We start from the raw sequence: 16,381 nt of genomic DNA, 5'->3' as shown, positions 1-16,381 counted from the left end.
TGCCGAGCATGACGGGCGCGCGATCGACGGGCCAGGCGGAGCCGGCCGGTGGGTCAGAGGACGAGCGAGACGCCGAGCAGCACGCCGACCAGCAGCAGCGCCCCGGCCAGTACGAACCCTGCGGTGAAGGCGGGAAGGGGGCGGTGCTCCCGCATCGCACGCTCGACCCGTGCCCAACGGGCCATCGCGAGGATCGTGCACAGGATCGCGGTGAGGACCAGCGCCACGATCAGCCCGTCGCGTACGACCTCGTTGGTGGGCACCTGGAACGAGTGCAGCGCGACCGCCCCGGCAAGCAGGCCGAGCACCGTGCGCGCCCAGGCCAGGAACGTACGCTCGTTGGCCAGCGTGAACCGAGGATCCGGCTCGTCGCCGTGGCCGTAGACCCAGCGCGGGTGACGGGGGTCTTCCGCATTCGACTCTGGCCTCGACCCTGGTTTCGACTCTGGCTCGCCCATGCCCCCATCGTCCACCACATCGAGTCCCGATCTAGATTTCTCCCATGGCTGAGAGCGCGCAGGTTTCCGAGTTCGACCGGGACATCGAGATCCGCAGGACCGACGAGAAGACGTACGCAGCCGAGCTCGCTCCCGGCTGGGTGGTCGGCGGCGGGGTCAACGGCGGCTACCTGCTCGCGGTCATCGGCAACGCGCTGCGGGCCCACCTGCCGCGTCATCCGGACCCGATCGTGCTGAGCGCCTTCTACGCCGGCGCGAGCACTCCGGGACCGGCGGAGGTCCGCATCGAGACCAAGCGCGACAAGGGTTCGCTGGCCATCGCGACCGCCGAGCTGTGGCAGGGTGACGAGCTGCGGATCACCACCACGGCGACGTACGCGGACCTGGACGGCCTCCACGCCAAGAGCAGCGGCTTCGAGCGGGTCACCGCGACCGAGCCGGAGCTGCCGCCGCTCGAGGAGTGCCTCTCCTCGACCACCGCGCCCGAGCAGGTGAAGGAGTTCGTGCCGATGCTGGACCGCTACGAGCTCTGCGTGCCGAAGGAGCAGTTCCTCTGGGGCGGCGCGAAGCCGAGCGGCGAGGCCGTCTTCACCGGCTGGTTCCGGCACCACGACCGCGAGCCCGACCCGCTCTCGCTGCTGCAGGTGCTCGACGCGCTCCCGCCGGTGACCTTCGGTCTGGAGCTCCCGGGCTGGGCGCCGACCCTCGAGCTCACCTGCCACATCCGCCACAAGCCGGCACCGGGCTGGCTCAAGGTCACCCACTTCTCCCGCAACCTCTCGGGCGGCATGTTCGAGGAGGACTGCGAGGTGTGGGACTCCGCCGGCACGCTGGTCGCGCAGGCACGGCAGCTGGCGCGTCTGCCGCGCGCCTGACGGTTCACACCGGGCGATCACATCGGCGCGCAGCGGTCCTTCCCGCCGTAGGCGTCCCAGTGCCAGGCCTCGACCGAGTACTGCTTCAGTCCGAAGGCCAGCGCCGTCTTGTTGAGGAACGACCACACCTCGCTGCTCGGCTCGGAGGCCCGTGTCCCGCAGGTCTTGCCACCGGTCACGCTGGGCTCCTCGAAGTCGATGGCGATCCCGAGCTGGTGGGACGAGTGGCCGGGCTGTGCGGTCAGCGTGTAGTCGCCGGTGGGGCAGCCGCCGGTGGCGTCCTCCTTGCACAGCGCCTTCTGCTTCTTCATCGTCCGGAACGAGCTGCTCGCGACCAGGTCGACGCCCTGCTTCTCGGCCTTGTCGACCAGCGCCGCCGCGGCCCCGGAGATGCGTGCGTTGACGATGGTCAGGCCGTCGGCGCCGTCGATGAAGTAGGGGTCGCCCTTGGTGCTCTCGGTGCCCGTGTTGGGTAGCCCCTCGACCGCGCAGAGCCGGACCGGGATCAGCTTGCCCTGGTCATAGCCCTCGCCCTCGCCCAAGTCCTTCGTCCCCGGCGAGCACACCAGCGCGGTCGAGTCGGCGCGTACGTTGCCGACGGGCCTCGTCGGTGCCGCGACCTCGAGGATCTTGCCCTCGGTCGCACCGGCGGCGCGCTGCTCGGACGCCTCCACGGCCAGCTCGGCGAGGTGACCGGTGACCCCGCCGGACTCCGCGTCGGCCTGGCCGGCGTCCGGCGCCGTCTCCGGGACGTCGTCGGGACAGGCGGTGATGGTCTCGTTGAGCGGCTTCTTGGTCCCCGCCCCGAGGGTGATGTCCGCGCACACGACGGTGGTGTGGTCGCGCTTGGCGTAGGTGTCCTGCCAGGTCCGATAGCCCGCGACGGTGAAGCCCCCGGTCGCCTCATCGGCCTGCAGCGTACGCATGCTCAGACCGTCGCCGTAGGCACCCGGCTGTTCCAGCCAGGTCCCGATGTCCGCGGCGGTGACCTCCCAACCGACGCTGCGCAGCGACGCGACGGCCACCGACAGGTCGCTGCCGACGCCGTTCATGTCGTCGGTCGCGGTCTGCTTCCACCTCTGCATCTGCTCATAGAAGTCGTACGCCCCGTAGCCACCGACTCCGACCAATGCGAGCACCAGCAGGCCGACGAGGACCTTCGGCCAGCGCCGCTTCTTCGGCGGCTCGGGGTCGAACCGGCCACGACCGGGGCCCTGGTGGTACGCCGGGGGCTGCTGGCCCGGGTAAGGCTGGCCCGGGTAAGGCTGCCCCGGGTAAGGCTGCTCGGGGTAGGGCTGTTCCGGATAGTGCTGCGCGGGGTAAGGCTGCTCCGGATAAGGCTGCTCCGGATAAGGCTCCGGATAAGGCTCCTCGCCATAGGGCCGCTGCTCCGGTGGGTAGGGCCGTTGCTCGGGGTAGCGCTGCCCGTCCGGATGGGGCCGCTGCTGACCGGGATGCGGTTGCTGACCGGGGTACGGCTGTCGGGGCCGCCCTGGCGGTGCCTGTGGTTGGTGGGGCTCCCGGGGGCCCGGGTAGGGCTGCTGACCTCGGTAGGGCGAGCGCGGCTCGCCGGGGCGCCGCGGGGGCCACTGCTGACCGCTCATGGTCGGCCCCGGGGTAGGAGCGGGCGGGTGAAGAGCAGCAGAGGGTGAGGCACGGCGTTGGAGCGTACCCAAGAGACCATGCTTTCCGGGCGTCTAGGGAAGAATCTCACACGTGAACAGCCCCAAGACCGTAGTGGCCGCGGCGATCCTCAGCGCCGACGGCAAGCAGGTGCTGGCCGCGAGGCGTACGTCCCCGCCCGAGGCCGCCGGACGCTGGGAGCTCCCCGGCGGCAAGGTCGAGGACGGGGAGACGCCCGAAGCGGCCCTCGTCCGAGAGATCGGTGAGGAGCTCGGCTGCCTAATCGAGGTGCTCGACTGGATGGAGGGGGAGTCGGCCATCGGGGTCTCGACAGGCTCGACCACCGGGGCCCGCCTGATCGCCGCGACCGCCCGGGTCGTGGCCGGTGAGCCGAGACCGCGCGAGCACGACCAGATCCTCTGGCTGGCGGCCGAGGACCTCGACTCGGTCGACTGGCTCGAGCCCGACCGCCCGTTCCTCGATGCGCTCCGTCACGTACTCGGCGTGCCCGATGGGCCCACTCTGCGCGGCATCTTCTTCGAGGAGGAGGACGCCCGGGCCGCCGCGGCGACGCTGGAGCACGAGGGCTGGACGGCCCGGATCAGCCGGGAGCGCTACCAGGGCGAGGATGACGACGAGGACCACCCGTGGTCGGTGGAGACCGACGCCCCCGAGCTGGTCTTGGAGCTGCTGGTGGACGAGCACGACGGCTGGCTCGACATCCCCGAGGACCCGCCGGACGACTCGATCGCCCCCGAGCCCGTCGACCTCCCCGACAATCCAAAGAGAATCAAGCGACCTGACTTGGGCGACTTCTAAGATCGAGCACGTGACTTCTCAGAAGAGCCTCCTGCTCGTTCATGCCCACCCCGACGACGAGACGATCGCGACTGGGGCGACGATGGCGAAGTATCTCGCCGAGGGCGCCCGCGTCACCCTGGTGACCTGCACGGCAGGAGAGATGGGCGAGATCCTGGTGCCCGGGCTGGCCCACCTCGCCGCCGATCAGGAGGACGGTCTGGGCGAGCACCGCCGCGGCGAGATCGAGAACGCGATGGCGGCGCTGAAGGCGCCCGATGGCAGCGAGGTGGACCACCGCTGGCTGGGTGGCTTCGGCAACTACCGCGACTCCGGGATGACCTGGAGCGAGGACCGCACCCATGCGCTGCCGGATCCCGACGCCCGGGAGAACGCCTTCTGGTACGCCGATCTCAACGAAGCCGCCGACCATCTCGTCACGATCATCCGCGAGGTGCGTCCCCAGGTGCTGGTCACCTACGACGAGTTCGGCAACTACGGCCACCCGGACCACATCCAGGCGCACCGGGTCGCGACGTACGCTGCCCACCTCGCCGCCGTCCCGACCTACAAGAAGGAGCTTGGCGAGGCCCACGAGATCGACCGGGTCTTCTGGACCGCGATCGCGGAGAGCTGGATCCGTGAGGGTCTGCGTGCTGCCCGGGACGCCGGCGACGGGGATGCGCTCGGCGGGATGGACCCCGAGGGGCCGCTGCCGATGGCCACGCCCGATGTCGACATCGCCGCCGCGATCGACGGCACCACGTACGCCGACCAGAAGGTCGCCGCGATGCGTGCCTATCCCACTCAGATGGACATGGAGCAGGGCATGTTCGCGATGACCAACAGCCTCGGTACGACCGCGTGGTCCCAGGAGCACTTCCGGATCGCCAAGGGGCACCTCGAGGGCACCGGTCTGACCGATCTCTTCGCCGGGTTGTGAGACCGCTCGGCGGGCTGGCTCGCTGTGGGGCCGGTCTCCTGACCGGTCTCCTCGTCGGGGTCGCGGCGGTCGCGGTCCACCCGTGGTGGTGGGGCCTGCTGCTCGCTGTGGCCGCGTCCTCGGCGACGTTGCTCGCCCTCCCACGTGGAGTCGCGCGGGTGGCGTACGCCGCGGTCTGGGGGATCGTGGTCGCGTTGGCCGCGACGCCGCGGCCGGCGGGCGGGTACGCCGTCGCGGGCGACCTCGCGGGATACCTGATGATCTTCTGGGCCGTGCTGATGATCGTGGTGGCGACGGCGACTGTGTCAAGGGCCACTTCGCGGGTCGATCGCGCCCAGCCCGACAAGTGACGAACGTCCCAAGATGGGCTACGGGTTCGGCCCAGGGGGGTATAGGTCCTAGGCTCTGCCGCATGTCCACTGAGCGTGAGGCCTCCAAGGCCCCCGAGCCTGCGATGCAAACTGACGCGGCCGGGTCCAACGCCAGCCAAGCTGGCGCGGACGATGCCGCCGTCGAGACGATCATGATCCCGCAGATCGAGATCGACGCTCGCGTTGCCGAGTCCGCAGGCGCCAAGCCGGTCGCAAATGTGCCCGACGAGCCCGACGGCGCGACCCGGCTCGTCTCCGCCGAGGCAGTCTCACCCGTTGACTTCGACGAGGATCCCGCCGAGGAGACCCTGCTGCGCAGCACGATGCTGCGCTCAGAGCTGCCGAAGCGTGCGCCACTGCCGGAGGACGACAACTACCTGTTCGTCTCGAAGAACCGCGAGTTCGCTCCTGAGCCGGACGTGGTTGCCGCTGCGCCCGACCTGGCTGACGACGCGGAGACCGAGATGGCGTTCTACCCTCCGGCCGACGCGAGCCCGGACTTCGACGAGCCGCTCGAGGAGACCGTGATCGGCGTCGGCCCGTTCGTGGTGCGCGACCCCGCGCAGGACGAGGGCGACCACTCCGCCTACCAGCCCTACGCGCAGCCCGGCGATGCCCAGCCCGGCTATGCCCAGCCAGATTACGCGCAGCCCGGCTACGCGCATCCGGACTATGCGCAGCCGGACTATGCGCAGCCGGTCGCGGCCGAGAGCAAGCCGCTCGGCACCGGGGCCAAGATCGCGGTCGCCGTCGCCGGTGGCGTCGCCATCCTGGCCTTCGCCGGCTGGGCCGCCGCGTACGCCGTCGCCGGGGAGAAGATCCCCGACGGCACCACGGTGGCCGGCGTGGACGTGGGTGGAATGACGGCCGCCGAGGCGACGCCACTGCTGGACCAGAAGTTCGCGCCTGCCCACAGCCAGCCGATCGACGTGTCCGCCGGTGACAGCAAGACCGAGGTCAACCCAGCCGAGGCGGGTCTGAGCTTCGATGCCGAGGCGACGATCGCGAAGGCCGACGCCTCGCGCAGCTGGAACCCGGTGAAGCTGTGGAAGCACTTCACCGGAGGCGGCGAGATCGAGCCCGTCATCAAGGCCGACGACAAGCTGATCGCCAAGGTCGCGGCCAAGGTGAACAAGCGCGCCGGGACCCCCTTCAAGGACGGCGACGTCGTCATCAAGCGCGGCAAGATCAAGACCACCCAGCCGGTCGCCGGTGAGGGAGTCAGCGACGAAGCGCTCCAGAGCGCACTCGCCGGTCAGCTGCTCGTAGAAGGCGACCGCAAGGCCGATGTCCCCCTCGAGGAGCTGACCCCGGACGTCGACGAGACCGACGTCAAGGAGGCCGTCGACAAGGTCGCGACCCCGGCGGTCTCCGGCCCGATCACGCTGAAGTTCGAGAAGACTCCGGTGCAGCTGTCCCCGAAGGAGTTCGGTGACGCGATCCGCTTCGACCCCAAGGACGGCGAGCTGCAGGCTTCGGTCGCGCCCAGCAAGCTGAAGAAGGTGCTGAAGAAGTCCCTCGCGGACGATGCCGCGAAGCCGGTCGACGCGACGGTCGAGATGGTCAACGGCACCCCGAAGGTGGTGCCCGCCAAGCCCGGCGTCACCTTCAACCAGAAGGACCTGGAGGCCGTCTTCCTCGACGTCGTCACCGCGCCCAAGGGTGAGCGCACCGTCGAGGTGAAGTCGAAGGTCGCCAAGCCCAAGGTCACCACCGAAGAGGCCAAGGCCTGGGGCATCAAGGAGAAGGTCTCCTCCTTCACCACCAACTTCCCCTACGCCGAATACCGCAACGTCAACATCGGCCGCGCCGCCGAGCTGATCAACGGCACCGTGCTCGCACCGGGCGACACCTTCTCGATGAACGGCATCGTCGGCGAGCGTACGGCCGGAAACGGGTTCACCAAGGGCTGGATGATCCAGAACGGGATCTTCCGTGAGGACTACGGCGGCGGTGTCTCGCAGATGGCGACGACCACGTTCAACGCGATGTTCTTCGCAGGGCTCCAAGACGTCGAGCACAAGGCGCACTCCCTCTACATCAGTCGCTACCCGATCGGTCGAGAGGCCACCGTCGCCTGGCCCTCGCTGGACCTGAAGTTCAAGAACAACACCAAGTACGGCGTGCTGATCCGCTCCTGGGTCAACCCCGCCGGTGGCAGCAGCCAGGGCTCGGTGACCGTCGAGATGTGGTCCACCAAGATCTGGGACATCAAGACCCGCACCGGTGAGCGCTACGACTTCAAGACTCCGGGCAAGCGGAAGATCACCGACGGCAACTGCGAGAACACCGTCGGCGCCAAGGGCTTCTCGATCAACGTCTGGCGCGACTTCTACAAACCCGGCACGAGCTCGAAGGTCGACACCGAGACCTTCAAGACCGTCTACAACCCGCAGGACGAGGTCGAGTGCACCGACGAGGCGGAGAAGCCGCCGCCCGCCGACCCCAACTGAGCCGAGTCGGCCGGTTCTGACCGAAATTCTCGCCGAGTCGGCGCGTTCCAACGCGCCGACTCGGCGTCGGTTTTCGTCAGGATGAGCCGACTCGGCACGAGCTGTCAGGGGGACAAGCGGTGCAGGTCCCGCGGGAACAGCGTGACCTCGCGGATGTTGGTGGCCCCGACGAGCCGCGCCACCCAGCGCTCCAGACCCAGCGCGAAGCCGCCGTGGGGCGGCATCCCGTGGGCGAAGGCCTGCAGGTACGGGGCGTACGCAGGCGGCTCCTCGCCGCGCGCCCGGAGCGCCTCCTCGTAGTCGGTGAGCCGGTGCAGGCGTTGCCCGCCGGTGACCAGCTCCAGGCCACGGAAGAGTAGGTCGAAGCTGTTGCTCCCGTCCCCTGGTGGTCGAGCCTGTCGAGACCAGGGGTGGGTGTAGAACGGCCGCTTCCGCATCGGGTAGCCCTCCACGGCCAGGAAGTCGGAGCCGTGGGTCTGCTGTGCCCACGCCCCGAGCGCGCGCTCGTGCTCGGGAGCGAGGTCGGGCTCGTCCGCGGGCGCCCCGACCAGCTTCAGCGCCTCGGCGAAGTGGATGACCGGGATCTCCTCGGGCACGACCGGCAGGTCGAGCCCGAGCCGCTCTACGGCGCCGGCGGCATGGGTCTTGATCCCCGCACGCATGCCGGCGATGACCTCGCGGAGCACCGAGAGCACGTCGCGGTGGTCGCGGACGAAGCCGAGCTCGACGTCGAGGCTGACGTACTCAGCGAGGTGTCGCACCGTGTCGTGCGGCTCGGCGCGGAAGACCGGTCCGATCTCGTAGACCCGCTCGAAGATGCCGACCAGCTGCTGCTTGTAGAACTGCGGTGACTGGGCGAGGTAGGCGGGCCGGCCGAAGTAGTCGATCTCGAAGACGTTCGCTCCGGACTCGGTCGCCGACTCCACGATCTTGGGGGAGTGGACCTCGGTGAACCCCGCGGAGTCGAGCGTCGTCCGGAAGCCGCGCAAGGATGCGGCGGCGATCTCCCAACGTGCCCGGACAGCCGGGTGACGCCAGGTCACCGGCGCGTGGTCGAGGAGCGTCGGCAACCCGGCCGCGAGCTCTGGTCGCCACAGCTCGACCGGCGCGGTGCGTGCCGGCGCGGAGAGCGCCGTGACCACAGGTGAGGTGACCTCGACCCCTCCCGGCGCCTGTGAGCTGGCGGTGGCGATGCCGACCACCTCGACCGGAGTCTCCTCGGGAGGGACCTCCTGCCCGTCGGCGGGCTTGATCACCACCTGTGCCAGGCCGCTGCGGTCACGCAGCACGAGAAAGGTGACGGCGGCGAGCTCGCGGCGCCGGTGCACGTGCCCGCAGAGTCGAACGGTCTCGCCCGGCGTGACGGCGGGAAGGTGGCCGGTCAGCGTACGGTCCATCGATTTCATCTTTTCCTCCAGGTGGCGAGGCCCTGGAGGTGTGGGCGGGGGCTAGGTCGCGGTGCCACCACACCTTCGCTGATGTGTCATCAGCCTCTCGTCGATCCGCCGTACGCGCGGGCGCCTCCCTGCCATTGGCTGAGGGTCGTCACTCCTCGGCGGTGCCGCTCACGATCGTAGATGTCGCCACGAGCCGGTAGCCAACGAGTTTTCCTCGTGACGTGGGTCACATCAGTTCGTTGACATTGTCATGCGCCCGTTCCTGCTGAGCATTCTCGCCGCCGTCGCACTCGTCCTCGTCCCGGTCTCCGCCTCCGCTGAGGGGACGAGCCGGAGCGGGATCCCGCTGCCGGGCTCGCCTCTCGGTGATCCCGTCGGCGCCAACGACTGGGCCTGCGCGCCCGCGGCTGAGCGCCCGACGCCGGTGATCCTGGTGCACGGCACCTTCGGCGACCGTCGTTCGCTGCTGGACCCGATCTCGCTGGCCATGAAGCGGGCCGGGTTCTGCGTCTACTCCCTCGACTACGGCAACCGGGCCACCGGCGACATCCGAGACTCGGCCGCCCACCTCGGTGAGTTCATCGAGCGCGTGCGCGAGGTCACCGACGCCGAGAAGGTCTCGCTCGTCGGTCACTCCCAGGGCGGGATGATGCCGCGCTACTACATCAAGAACCTCGGTGGAGCCGCCTACGTCGAGGACCTCGTCGGCCTGGCGCCGTCCAACCACGGCACCTCGATCCTGATGGACGGGGGCGCGACCGAGGCCACCGGACTCTGCGTGTCATGCGCTCAGCAGACCGCCGGCTCGCAGTTCCTCGCCGACCTGAACGCGGACGACGAGACCCCGGGCGACATCTCCTACACCCAGATCGTCACCGCCACCGACGAGGTGGTCGTGCCCTACACCTCCGGGTTCCTCGCCGAGGGCCCGAACACCACCAACGTACGCATCCAGGACGCCTGCGCGCTCGACCTCTCCGAGCACCTGCTCATCCCGATGAGCGCCTCCGCCATCAAGCTCACCCTCGACGCGCTCACTCGCGAAGGCCCCGCGACCCCAGCCCTGAAGACCTGCTGACCACCCGTCCGGGCCTACCGTTCACCCATGCACCTGGACCTGGTCACGATCGTCGTTCCCGACTACGACGAGGCGGTGGAGTTCTTCCGCGACGTGCTCGGCTTCGAGGTCACCGAGGACGCCCCGTCGACCACCAACGACGGGCGCCCGAAACGATGGGTGGTCGTGCGTCCGCCGGGCGGCGGCACCGGCTTCCTGCTCGCCCGGGCCGACGGCCCGGCGCAGACCGCGAGGGTCGGCGACCAGACCGGCGGCCGAGTGACGTTCTTCCTGCGGGTGGACGACTTCCCGGCGGCGTACGAGAGGCTGGTCGCCGCCGGGATCGAGCTCGTCGGGCCGGTGCGAGAGGAGTCCTACGGCACCCTCCAGGTCTTTCGTGACCCCTTCGGGAACCTGTGGGACCTGTTGTCAGGGTAGGCGGACGAGCGCCTGGACCGGGGTGTGGTCGCTGGGCCAGCGACCGTCCTTGGTCCAGGTGTTGATCGCGGCCGACCTCACGGTGATGTCGGGTGTCGTGAGGACCCAGTCGATGCGGGTTCCGGCCGGGTTCGGGGTGCCGTGGTTGGGGAAGGTGCCGACCTGCGGGGTCAGCTGGGTGCCCGCGAGGCTGGTGTCGACGGGCCCGCCGTCGGTCACCAGCCTCGTATAGGGAGCCGAGGCCTCGGCGATGGCATTGCAGTCTGCGGTGAACACGGCGGGGAGCCCGGTGTCGGCGATGAGAGAGCGGACGACCTCGGCGCTCCGGACCCGTGCGTTCTCGGACTGGTGGTCGAAGTGGGAGTTGACGTGCAGGAACTCGGTGCCGGTCGCCAGATCCCGGAACCGAACCCAGGTGACGATCCGGGTCCCCGAGCTGCCCCAGGTCGCCGAGCCGATCACGTCGGGGGTGTCGGAGAGCCAGAACTGGTCCCAACCACCGCGCCTCGAGCCGGGTGGCGTCGGACGGCTCTGCTACGGAGTGGGCGAGGAGTAGTAGCGACAGCGGTGGTGCTCGGTGAATCCGAGGCCTTCGTAGAGGGCATGGCCGGCATCGTTGTCGGTCTCCACGTGCAGCCAGGCGGCGCGGGCACCACGCTCGGCGCCCCACTCCAGCAGGGTGGCGAGGGCCTTGGTGGCGATCCCTTGGCGACGGTGTGGTTCGGCGACCTCGAGGTCATGGATGGCCAGCCAGTCGTTCTTCATCGTGCCCATGATCCGCGCGGTGTCGCCGAGGTTGATCAGCACCTGCGCGTCGTTCGCCTGTAGGTCGACTGCCTGTAGGTCGACGCGGGCGTCCTCGACGGGCGGAGGCAGCAGGCGCCGGGTGGCGGCGAGCCCGGCGAGCAGGAACTCGACGGTGACGTCCTCGACCCAGCCGCGCTCGACCACGGCCTCCTCGGCCGCGGACCCGACCTCGACCTTCACCCGGGGGTGCTTGTGGCGGCTCCGGTAGTAGCTCTCGACCCTGTCGAGCGCCGCCGTCGGTTCGATGCCGGGGTCACCGATCGCCAGCGCCGAGTTGGGCCGCCGACGGACCGAGACCTCGTGGTCGAAGAGCACCCACTCGCCCAAGGCCTCGGAGGTGGTGCCGGGGAAGATCGCGGCGCTGAGCAGCTCGGCCTCGCGTACGCCGATCCGCAGGCGTACGTTCGGACGCGGTGGCACCGGCTTCCCGGAGACGATCTCGGCGATCGGAACCCTCACCTGCTCCCCGGATTCACGCTCGATGACCGCGGTGCCGTCGGCCCAGGACGTACAGACGCCGAGGATGTCGGTGAAGGCGGGGCCGCCGGTGGGCCCGGTCTGACCGGGCACGAGGCGGCGGACGACGATCCGCTTGCCGACGACATGTGGTCCCAGGAGATGAGCAGGCACGTGGGGATACTAGGCTGTCCTCGGAAGGGCCAGTCGCGCCCCTCTGACTTTCGTGAAACCGCTTGGAGGAGCCCCGAATGACGTACGTCATCGCCCAGCCCTGTGTTGACGTGAAGGACAAGGCTTGCGTCGACGAATGTCCGGTGGACTGCATCTACGAGGGCAAGCGGATGCTCTACATCCACCCCGACGAGTGTGTCGACTGCGGCGCCTGCGAGCCGGTGTGCCCGCCCGAGGCGATCTTCTACGAGGACGACACCCCCGAGGAGTGGAAGGAGTACTACGACGCCAACGTCAAGTTCTTCGACGACCTCGGCTCGCCCGGTGGTGCCGCTCGCATGGGTGAGATCGACAAGGACCACCCGTTCGTCGCCGCGCTGCCCCCGCAGAACCAGGACTGATGCCGACCCCGTACGCGGCCTCGGTCCCGGTCTCGCAACGGCTGCCTGACTTCCCCTGGGACAAGCTCGCCTCGTTCAAGGAGAAGGCGTCCGCGCACGACGGTGGCCTGGTCGACCTCTCGGTCGGGACCCCGGTGGACTCGACCCCGCAGGTCGTGCAGAACGCTCTGCGGGGGGCCGCTGACTCCCCGGGCTACCCGACGACGATCGGTACGCCCGCGGTGCGTCAGGCCGCGATCGACTGGCTCGCGCGCAACCACGGGGTCGACGGCCTCGGGCTGGACAACGTGCTGCCGGTGATCGGCTCCAAGGAGCTGATCGGATCGCTGCCGCTGCACCTCGGCGTCGGGCAGGGCGACCTCGTCGCCTACCCGGAGCTGGCCTACCCGACCTACGAGGTCTCGGCGGCTCTCGTCGGTGCCGACACCGTCGCCACCGACTCGCTGGTCGCGCTGGGGCCCAGGGCGCCGAAGATCCTGTGGATCAACTCGCCTTCCAACCCGAGCGGGCGGGTGCTCCCGGTGGAGCACCTGCGCAAGACGGTCGAGTGGGCCCGCGAGCGCGGCACGCTGCTGATCTCGGACGAGTGCTACATCGAGTGCGCCTGGGAGGCCGAGCCGGTCTCGGTGCTGCATCCCGATGTCTGCGGCGGCACGTACGAGGGCATCCTCGCCGTCCACTCGCTCTCCAAGCGCTCCAATCTCGCGGGCTACCGCTGTGCCTTCGTCGCCGGAGACGCCGCCGTCCTCGGTGAGGTCCTCGCGGTCCGCAAGAATCTCGGCCTGCAGATGCCCGGCCCCCAGCAGGTCGCCATGGTGACCGCGCTGAGCGACGACCAGCACGCCAAGGAGCAGCACGCCCGCTACGCCGCCCGGCGCACCAAGCTCAAGGCCGCGCTGGAGTCGGCCGGCTTCCGCATCGATCACTCCGAGGCATCGCTCTACCTCTGGTCGTCTCGTGACGAGGACTGCTGGACCACCGTCGACTGGCTCGCCGAGCGCGGCATCCTCGCCGCCCCCGGCGCCTTCTACGGCCGCGCCGGCCGCTCCCACGTCCGGATCGCCTTCACCGCCACCGACGAGCGCGTCGACGCCGCGGTCTCCCGTTTGACCGAATAGACCCCGCCGAGACGTCACTTGCGTCGGCCGAGTGGGCATTGGATTGCCAACTCGGCCAGCGGGAGTGACGTCTCGGCTGTCAGTCGGCGACGTCGACGTGGACGTGGTCGCGGTGCTCGAGGATCGACATGTCGCCCTTGCGGGGCGGGAGGTCGTAGTCGCGCCAGCCGGCGGCGGAGCGGAGCTTGGTCCAGATGCGGTCGTCGAAGATGACGGTCTCGATGTCGAGGCGGTCGGCGTTGGCGACGAGATACTGCGCCACCGCCCAGCCCTTGATGTTGTTGCGCGCGTTGACCGGCCGGAAGAAGTAGTCGACGGCGCGGCCCTCGTAGTGGGCGGAGCCGACCATGTGCCCGGTCGAGACGCCGCCCGGCTGGAAGCCGCCTTCGGGGAGGCGGCCGAAGTCGCCGCGTACGTCCTCGCGCAATGCCTCCGCACGAGAGGTGAGTCCGGCTCCGCTGAGCTCGCCGGGGGCCTCGTCGGCGCTGCCCTTGACGACGCAGGAGAACGCCTCGGGGGTGTTGCCGGTGAGCGCGGAGGCGAGAGCCCGTGCCTCCGGCTCGGCGTCGCGGTAGGAGTCGCGGGAGCCTTCGCCGATCTGCTGGGCGACGCCCGGCACGGACTGCTGGCGATAGTCGGCGACGCCGGAGAGCCGGTCGTAGAGGGCGGACGCCTCCGAGGCCGGTCGGTCGAGATCGTGGTCGGCGAGCTCGACCGTCATCACGACGGAGGCCGCGCGGGCGGGGAGCCCGCGGCGTACGGCTTCGGCGGCGATCGCCGAGGCGTGCTCGGCCTGCTCGGTGGAGAGGTCGTAGGTCTCGCCGTCGGCGGTGACGGTGCAGCTCTCGGAGGAGAAGACCGGGATGCCGCTGATCCCGACGCCCAGCACACGCAGGCCCGCGAAGACCAGCGCGACGGCGATCACGACGCCGAGGACGATGAGGTGCTTGCGCACCGGCCGGAGCTGCTTCCTGGCAACGCGTGCAGACTTGCGCATCGCCTCGCGCGCCGGCTCCGGCAACCGCGGGGTCGAGGGCCGCCCGGGTGGGGGTGTCGCACCCGGGGGCGGACTGGTCGGCGGACCACCGGTTGCGCTCACGTCACCAATCTTCACGTACGGAGCAAGTCATGCCAGAGTGATGACGATGCGCTCGCCGCTGGCGTCGGGGGTCTTGGCCCACGTCTCTTCCTTGCCGGCCGACCAGGTGCGACCGTCGTAGGCGATGGAGGTGGCGCCGAACTCGCTCGCCCGGGCGAGTGCGTAGTGAGCGGCCGTCCAGCCGCCGCGCTGACCGGTCTTGCCGGCGTCGACCGGGATCACCACGGTCGATCCCTCCACCCGAGCCCGGCCGACCCTGCCGCCGAGCAGCTGGTTGATCTCGGTCTTGGTCGCCTGGGGCTTGCCGGACCCGGCCTCCGGCTCATCGATCCGGCAGGTCAGTGCGGCGGGGGAGTAGCCGCTGATCGCGGAAGCGATCGCGCGGCCCTCGCCCTCGTGGTCGGCGTACGCCTCGGGGAACGCCGAGCGCTGCACCTCCTGGGCCGCCTCGGTGACCACCATGTCCTCGTAGCCGTCGATCTTCACCAGTGCGTCGTAGAACTTGTTGGTGGCGTAGATCGGGTCCTGGACCTGCTCCTCGGTGCCCCAGCCCATCGAGGGACGCTGCTGGAAGAGGCCGAGCGAGTCCCGGTCACCGTGGCTGATGTTGTAGAGCTTCGACTCCTGGATGGCGGTCGCGATCGCGATCGTCGCCGCCCGCGCGGGCAGGCCCCGCTTGAAGCCGAGCGCGGTGATCACGGCCGCGTTGCCCATCTGCTCGGGGTCGAAGCGTGCCTCGTACTCGCCCGCTACCGCGGTGCAGTGCTGCAGGTCGGGCAGGAACGAGTCCAGCTTGTCCGTCGCGGCCTGGACGACCCAGTAGATGCCACCGGCGATCACGCCGAGTACCACCAGTGTGGTGACGAGCTTCTTCAACGGAGCACTCTGGTCTTCGGGGCGGGTCAGTTGGCGTGGAGGGCGGCGTTGAGCTCGATGCCCTCGCCCTTCCACGGAACGGCCTCGATGGCGCCGCTGACCGAGTTGCGGCGGAAGAGGATGTTGGACGCGCCGGAGAGCTCACCGGCCTTCTTGACGGTGCCGTCCGGGAGCGTGACCTTGGTCCCGTACGTCACGTAACACCCGGCCTCGACGACGGCGTCGTCGCCCAGGGAGATGCCGAGGCCGGAGTTGGCGCCGAGCAAGCAGCGCTTGCCGACGGAGATCACGGCCTTGCCGCCACCGGAGAGGGTGCCCATGATCGAGGCGCCGCCACCGACGTCGGAGCCGTCGCCGACGACGACCCCACCGGAGATCCGGCCCTCGACCATCGAGGCGCCGAGGGTGCCGGCGTTGAAGTTCACGAAGCCCTCGTGCATCACGGTGGTGCCGGAAGCCAGGTGGGCGCCGAGGCGGACGCGGTCGGCGTCGCCGATCCGGATGCCGCTGGGCACGACGTAGTCGACCATCCGCGGGAACTTGTCCACGCCGTAGACGGTCACGTGCTGGCCCGCGGCGCGCAGGCGTGCGCGGGTGAGCTCGAAGCCCTCGACGGCGCACGGACCGGCGCTGGTCCACACCACGTTGGTGAGCAGGCCGAAGACGCCGTCGAGGTTCTGCCCGTGCGGCTGCACGAGGCGGTGGGAGAGGAGGTGGAGCCGCAGCCAGACGTCCTCGGTCGTCTCGGGCGCGGTCTCGAGGTCCTTGACCTCGACGAGGGCGACCCGCTTGGTGACCTGACGGACCTCGTCGGTGCCCTCGAGGGCGGTGAGCTCGGCCGGCGCGGTCGCATCGGCGGGCTTCTCGCCCAGCTGGGGCGCGGAGAACCACACGTCCAGCACAGAGTTGTCGGCGGCGTACGTCACGAGGCCGAAGCCCCAAGCTGCATTCGTCACGGGGCGCAGTCTAGTGGCCGAGCCTGAGTGTCCCCTTATCGACGGGGCCCGGTGGTCGAGCTTGTCGAGACCACGAGACGT

At 69.8% G+C, this 16,381-nt stretch carries 17 protein-coding genes; 9 read left to right on the top strand and 8 right to left on the bottom strand.

Translation table 11 applies throughout. The annotated features are described in order from the left end of the window. Nucleotides 1-53: 53 nt before the first annotated feature. Nucleotides 54-458 (bottom strand): DUF202 domain-containing protein, encoded by a 405-nt coding sequence (locus ABZZ22_RS18070; RefSeq protein WP_354933802.1) that lies wholly within the window; start codon nucleotides 456-458, stop codon nucleotides 54-56. A gap of 44 nt (nucleotides 459-502) precedes the next feature. On the opposite strand from ABZZ22_RS18070, the gene ABZZ22_RS18065 reads away from it, so the two are divergent. After that, nucleotides 503-1,333 carry a thioesterase family protein gene (locus ABZZ22_RS18065; protein ID WP_354933800.1) on the top strand — a complete coding sequence of 277 codons (831 nt, stop codon included), beginning with the start codon at nucleotides 503-505 and terminating at the stop codon, nucleotides 1,331-1,333. Between the two features lie 17 nt (nucleotides 1,334-1,350). Here the strand turns inward: ABZZ22_RS18065 and ABZZ22_RS18060 are convergent, their stop codons facing one another. Beyond that, nucleotides 1,351-2,937, bottom strand: a complete 1,587-nt coding sequence (locus ABZZ22_RS18060) for a D-alanyl-D-alanine carboxypeptidase family protein (protein ID WP_354933798.1) — start codon at nucleotides 2,935-2,937, stop codon at nucleotides 1,351-1,353. A 112-nt stretch (nucleotides 2,938-3,049) separates the two neighbouring features. Between ABZZ22_RS18060 and ABZZ22_RS18055 the strand changes: the two genes are divergently transcribed. From ABZZ22_RS18055 to ABZZ22_RS18040, 4 genes are all read left to right on the top strand, one after another. Beyond that, complete coding sequence (locus ABZZ22_RS18055) at nucleotides 3,050-3,775, top strand: (deoxy)nucleoside triphosphate pyrophosphohydrolase (protein ID WP_354933796.1); 726 nt, start codon at nucleotides 3,050-3,052, stop codon at nucleotides 3,773-3,775. Nucleotides 3,776-3,785: 10 nt separating this feature from the next. Beyond that, nucleotides 3,786-4,697 (top strand): N-acetyl-1-D-myo-inositol-2-amino-2-deoxy-alpha-D-glucopyranoside deacetylase, encoded by a 912-nt coding sequence (gene mshB, locus ABZZ22_RS18050; RefSeq protein ID WP_354933794.1) that lies wholly within the window; start codon nucleotides 3,786-3,788, stop codon nucleotides 4,695-4,697. Next, nucleotides 4,694-5,047, top strand: coding sequence for a hypothetical protein (locus ABZZ22_RS18045; RefSeq protein ID WP_354933792.1), 354 nt, complete (start codon nucleotides 4,694-4,696; stop codon nucleotides 5,045-5,047). The genes mshB and ABZZ22_RS18045 overlap by 4 nt, the downstream gene beginning before the upstream one ends. A 62-nt stretch (nucleotides 5,048-5,109) precedes the next feature. Continuing rightward, the gene (locus ABZZ22_RS18040; protein WP_354933790.1) at nucleotides 5,110-7,521 is read left to right on the top strand and encodes a VanW family protein; all 2,412 of its coding nucleotides are present in this window, start codon (nucleotides 5,110-5,112) and stop codon (nucleotides 7,519-7,521) included. 104 nt (nucleotides 7,522-7,625) lie between these two features. On the opposite strand, the gene aspS is transcribed toward ABZZ22_RS18040, so the two are convergent. Beyond that, a complete protein-coding gene (gene aspS / locus ABZZ22_RS18035; RefSeq protein WP_354933788.1) occupies nucleotides 7,626-8,927 on the bottom strand; it encodes an aspartate--tRNA(Asn) ligase in 1,302 nt (433 codons plus the stop codon). A gap of 241 nt (nucleotides 8,928-9,168) precedes the next feature. Here aspS and ABZZ22_RS18030 point away from each other — a divergent pair, with 241 nt between their 5' ends. Beyond that, on the top strand, nucleotides 9,169-9,996 hold the full coding sequence (locus tag ABZZ22_RS18030) for an alpha/beta fold hydrolase (RefSeq protein WP_354933786.1): 828 nt from the start codon (nucleotides 9,169-9,171) through the stop codon (nucleotides 9,994-9,996). A 27-nt stretch (nucleotides 9,997-10,023) separates the two neighbouring features. Further along, on the top strand, nucleotides 10,024-10,413 hold the full coding sequence (locus ABZZ22_RS18025; RefSeq protein WP_354933784.1) for a VOC family protein: 390 nt from the start codon (nucleotides 10,024-10,026) through the stop codon (nucleotides 10,411-10,413). Here ABZZ22_RS18025 and ABZZ22_RS18020 read toward each other — a convergent pair. Both ABZZ22_RS18020 and ABZZ22_RS18015 read right to left on the bottom strand, forming a co-directional pair. Beyond that, nucleotides 10,405-10,875: an endonuclease/exonuclease/phosphatase family protein gene (locus ABZZ22_RS18020; protein ID WP_354933782.1), complete on the bottom strand. Its 471-nt coding sequence runs from the start codon at nucleotides 10,873-10,875 to the stop codon at nucleotides 10,405-10,407. The genes ABZZ22_RS18025 and ABZZ22_RS18020 overlap by 9 nt on opposite strands. A gap of 72 nt (nucleotides 10,876-10,947) precedes the next feature. Beyond that, the gene (locus tag ABZZ22_RS18015; protein ID WP_354933780.1) at nucleotides 10,948-11,850 is read right to left on the bottom strand and encodes a GNAT family N-acetyltransferase; all 903 of its coding nucleotides are present in this window, start codon (nucleotides 11,848-11,850) and stop codon (nucleotides 10,948-10,950) included. 77 nt (nucleotides 11,851-11,927) lie between these two features. Between ABZZ22_RS18015 and fdxA the strand changes: the two genes are divergently transcribed. Further along, nucleotides 11,928-12,251 carry a ferredoxin gene (gene fdxA, locus ABZZ22_RS18010; RefSeq protein WP_008358813.1) on the top strand — a complete coding sequence of 108 codons (324 nt, stop codon included), beginning with the start codon at nucleotides 11,928-11,930 and terminating at the stop codon, nucleotides 12,249-12,251. Continuing rightward, nucleotides 12,251-13,369: a succinyldiaminopimelate transaminase gene (gene dapC, locus ABZZ22_RS18005; protein ID WP_354933777.1), complete on the top strand. Its 1,119-nt coding sequence runs from the start codon at nucleotides 12,251-12,253 to the stop codon at nucleotides 13,367-13,369. The genes fdxA and dapC overlap by 1 nt, the downstream gene beginning before the upstream one ends. 79 nt (nucleotides 13,370-13,448) lie before the next feature. Here dapC and ABZZ22_RS18000 read toward each other — a convergent pair whose 3' ends face one another. The 3 genes from ABZZ22_RS18000 to dapD are packed head-to-tail and all read right to left on the bottom strand — an operon-like array spanning nucleotide 13,449 to nucleotide 16,300. Beyond that, the gene (locus ABZZ22_RS18000) at nucleotides 13,449-14,468 is read right to left on the bottom strand and encodes a hypothetical protein (protein ID WP_354933775.1); all 1,020 of its coding nucleotides are present in this window, start codon (nucleotides 14,466-14,468) and stop codon (nucleotides 13,449-13,451) included. 27 nt (nucleotides 14,469-14,495) lie between these two features. Beyond that, a complete protein-coding gene (locus tag ABZZ22_RS17995) occupies nucleotides 14,496-15,344 on the bottom strand; it encodes a hypothetical protein (RefSeq protein ID WP_354933773.1) in 849 nt (282 codons plus the stop codon). Between the two features lie 26 nt (nucleotides 15,345-15,370). After that, nucleotides 15,371-16,300: a 2,3,4,5-tetrahydropyridine-2,6-dicarboxylate N-succinyltransferase gene (gene dapD, locus ABZZ22_RS17990; protein ID WP_354933771.1), complete on the bottom strand. Its 930-nt coding sequence runs from the start codon at nucleotides 16,298-16,300 to the stop codon at nucleotides 15,371-15,373. Between the last annotated feature and the right edge of the window lie 81 nt (nucleotides 16,301-16,381).

It is taken from the genome of Nocardioides sp. NPDC006273 (genome assembly GCF_040613495.1).
Classification (GTDB): Bacteria; Actinomycetota; Actinomycetes; order Propionibacteriales; family Nocardioidaceae; genus Nocardioides.
This window is presented reverse-complemented; position numbering and strand designations above follow the sequence as displayed.

Coding starts and splice junctions, on each gene's coding strand:
- ABZZ22_RS18070 (WP_354933802.1), bottom strand. CDS start 458: ATGGGCGAGCCAGAGTCGAAACCAGGGTCGAGGCCAGAGTCGAATGCG.
- aspS (WP_354933788.1), bottom strand. CDS start 8,927: ATGAAATCGATGGACCGTACGCTGACCGGCCACCTTCCCGCCGTCACG.
- ABZZ22_RS18060 (WP_354933798.1), bottom strand. CDS start 2,937: ATGAGCGGTCAGCAGTGGCCCCCGCGGCGCCCCGGCGAGCCGCGCTCG.
- ABZZ22_RS18040 (WP_354933790.1), top strand. CDS start 5,110: ATGTCCACTGAGCGTGAGGCCTCCAAGGCCCCCGAGCCTGCGATGCAA.
- ABZZ22_RS18065 (WP_354933800.1), top strand. CDS start 503: ATGGCTGAGAGCGCGCAGGTTTCCGAGTTCGACCGGGACATCGAGATC.
- ABZZ22_RS18025 (WP_354933784.1), top strand. CDS start 10,024: ATGCACCTGGACCTGGTCACGATCGTCGTTCCCGACTACGACGAGGCG.
- ABZZ22_RS18030 (WP_354933786.1), top strand. CDS start 9,169: ATGCGCCCGTTCCTGCTGAGCATTCTCGCCGCCGTCGCACTCGTCCTC.
- dapC (WP_354933777.1), top strand. CDS start 12,251: ATGCCGACCCCGTACGCGGCCTCGGTCCCGGTCTCGCAACGGCTGCCT.
- fdxA (WP_008358813.1), top strand. CDS start 11,928: ATGACGTACGTCATCGCCCAGCCCTGTGTTGACGTGAAGGACAAGGCT.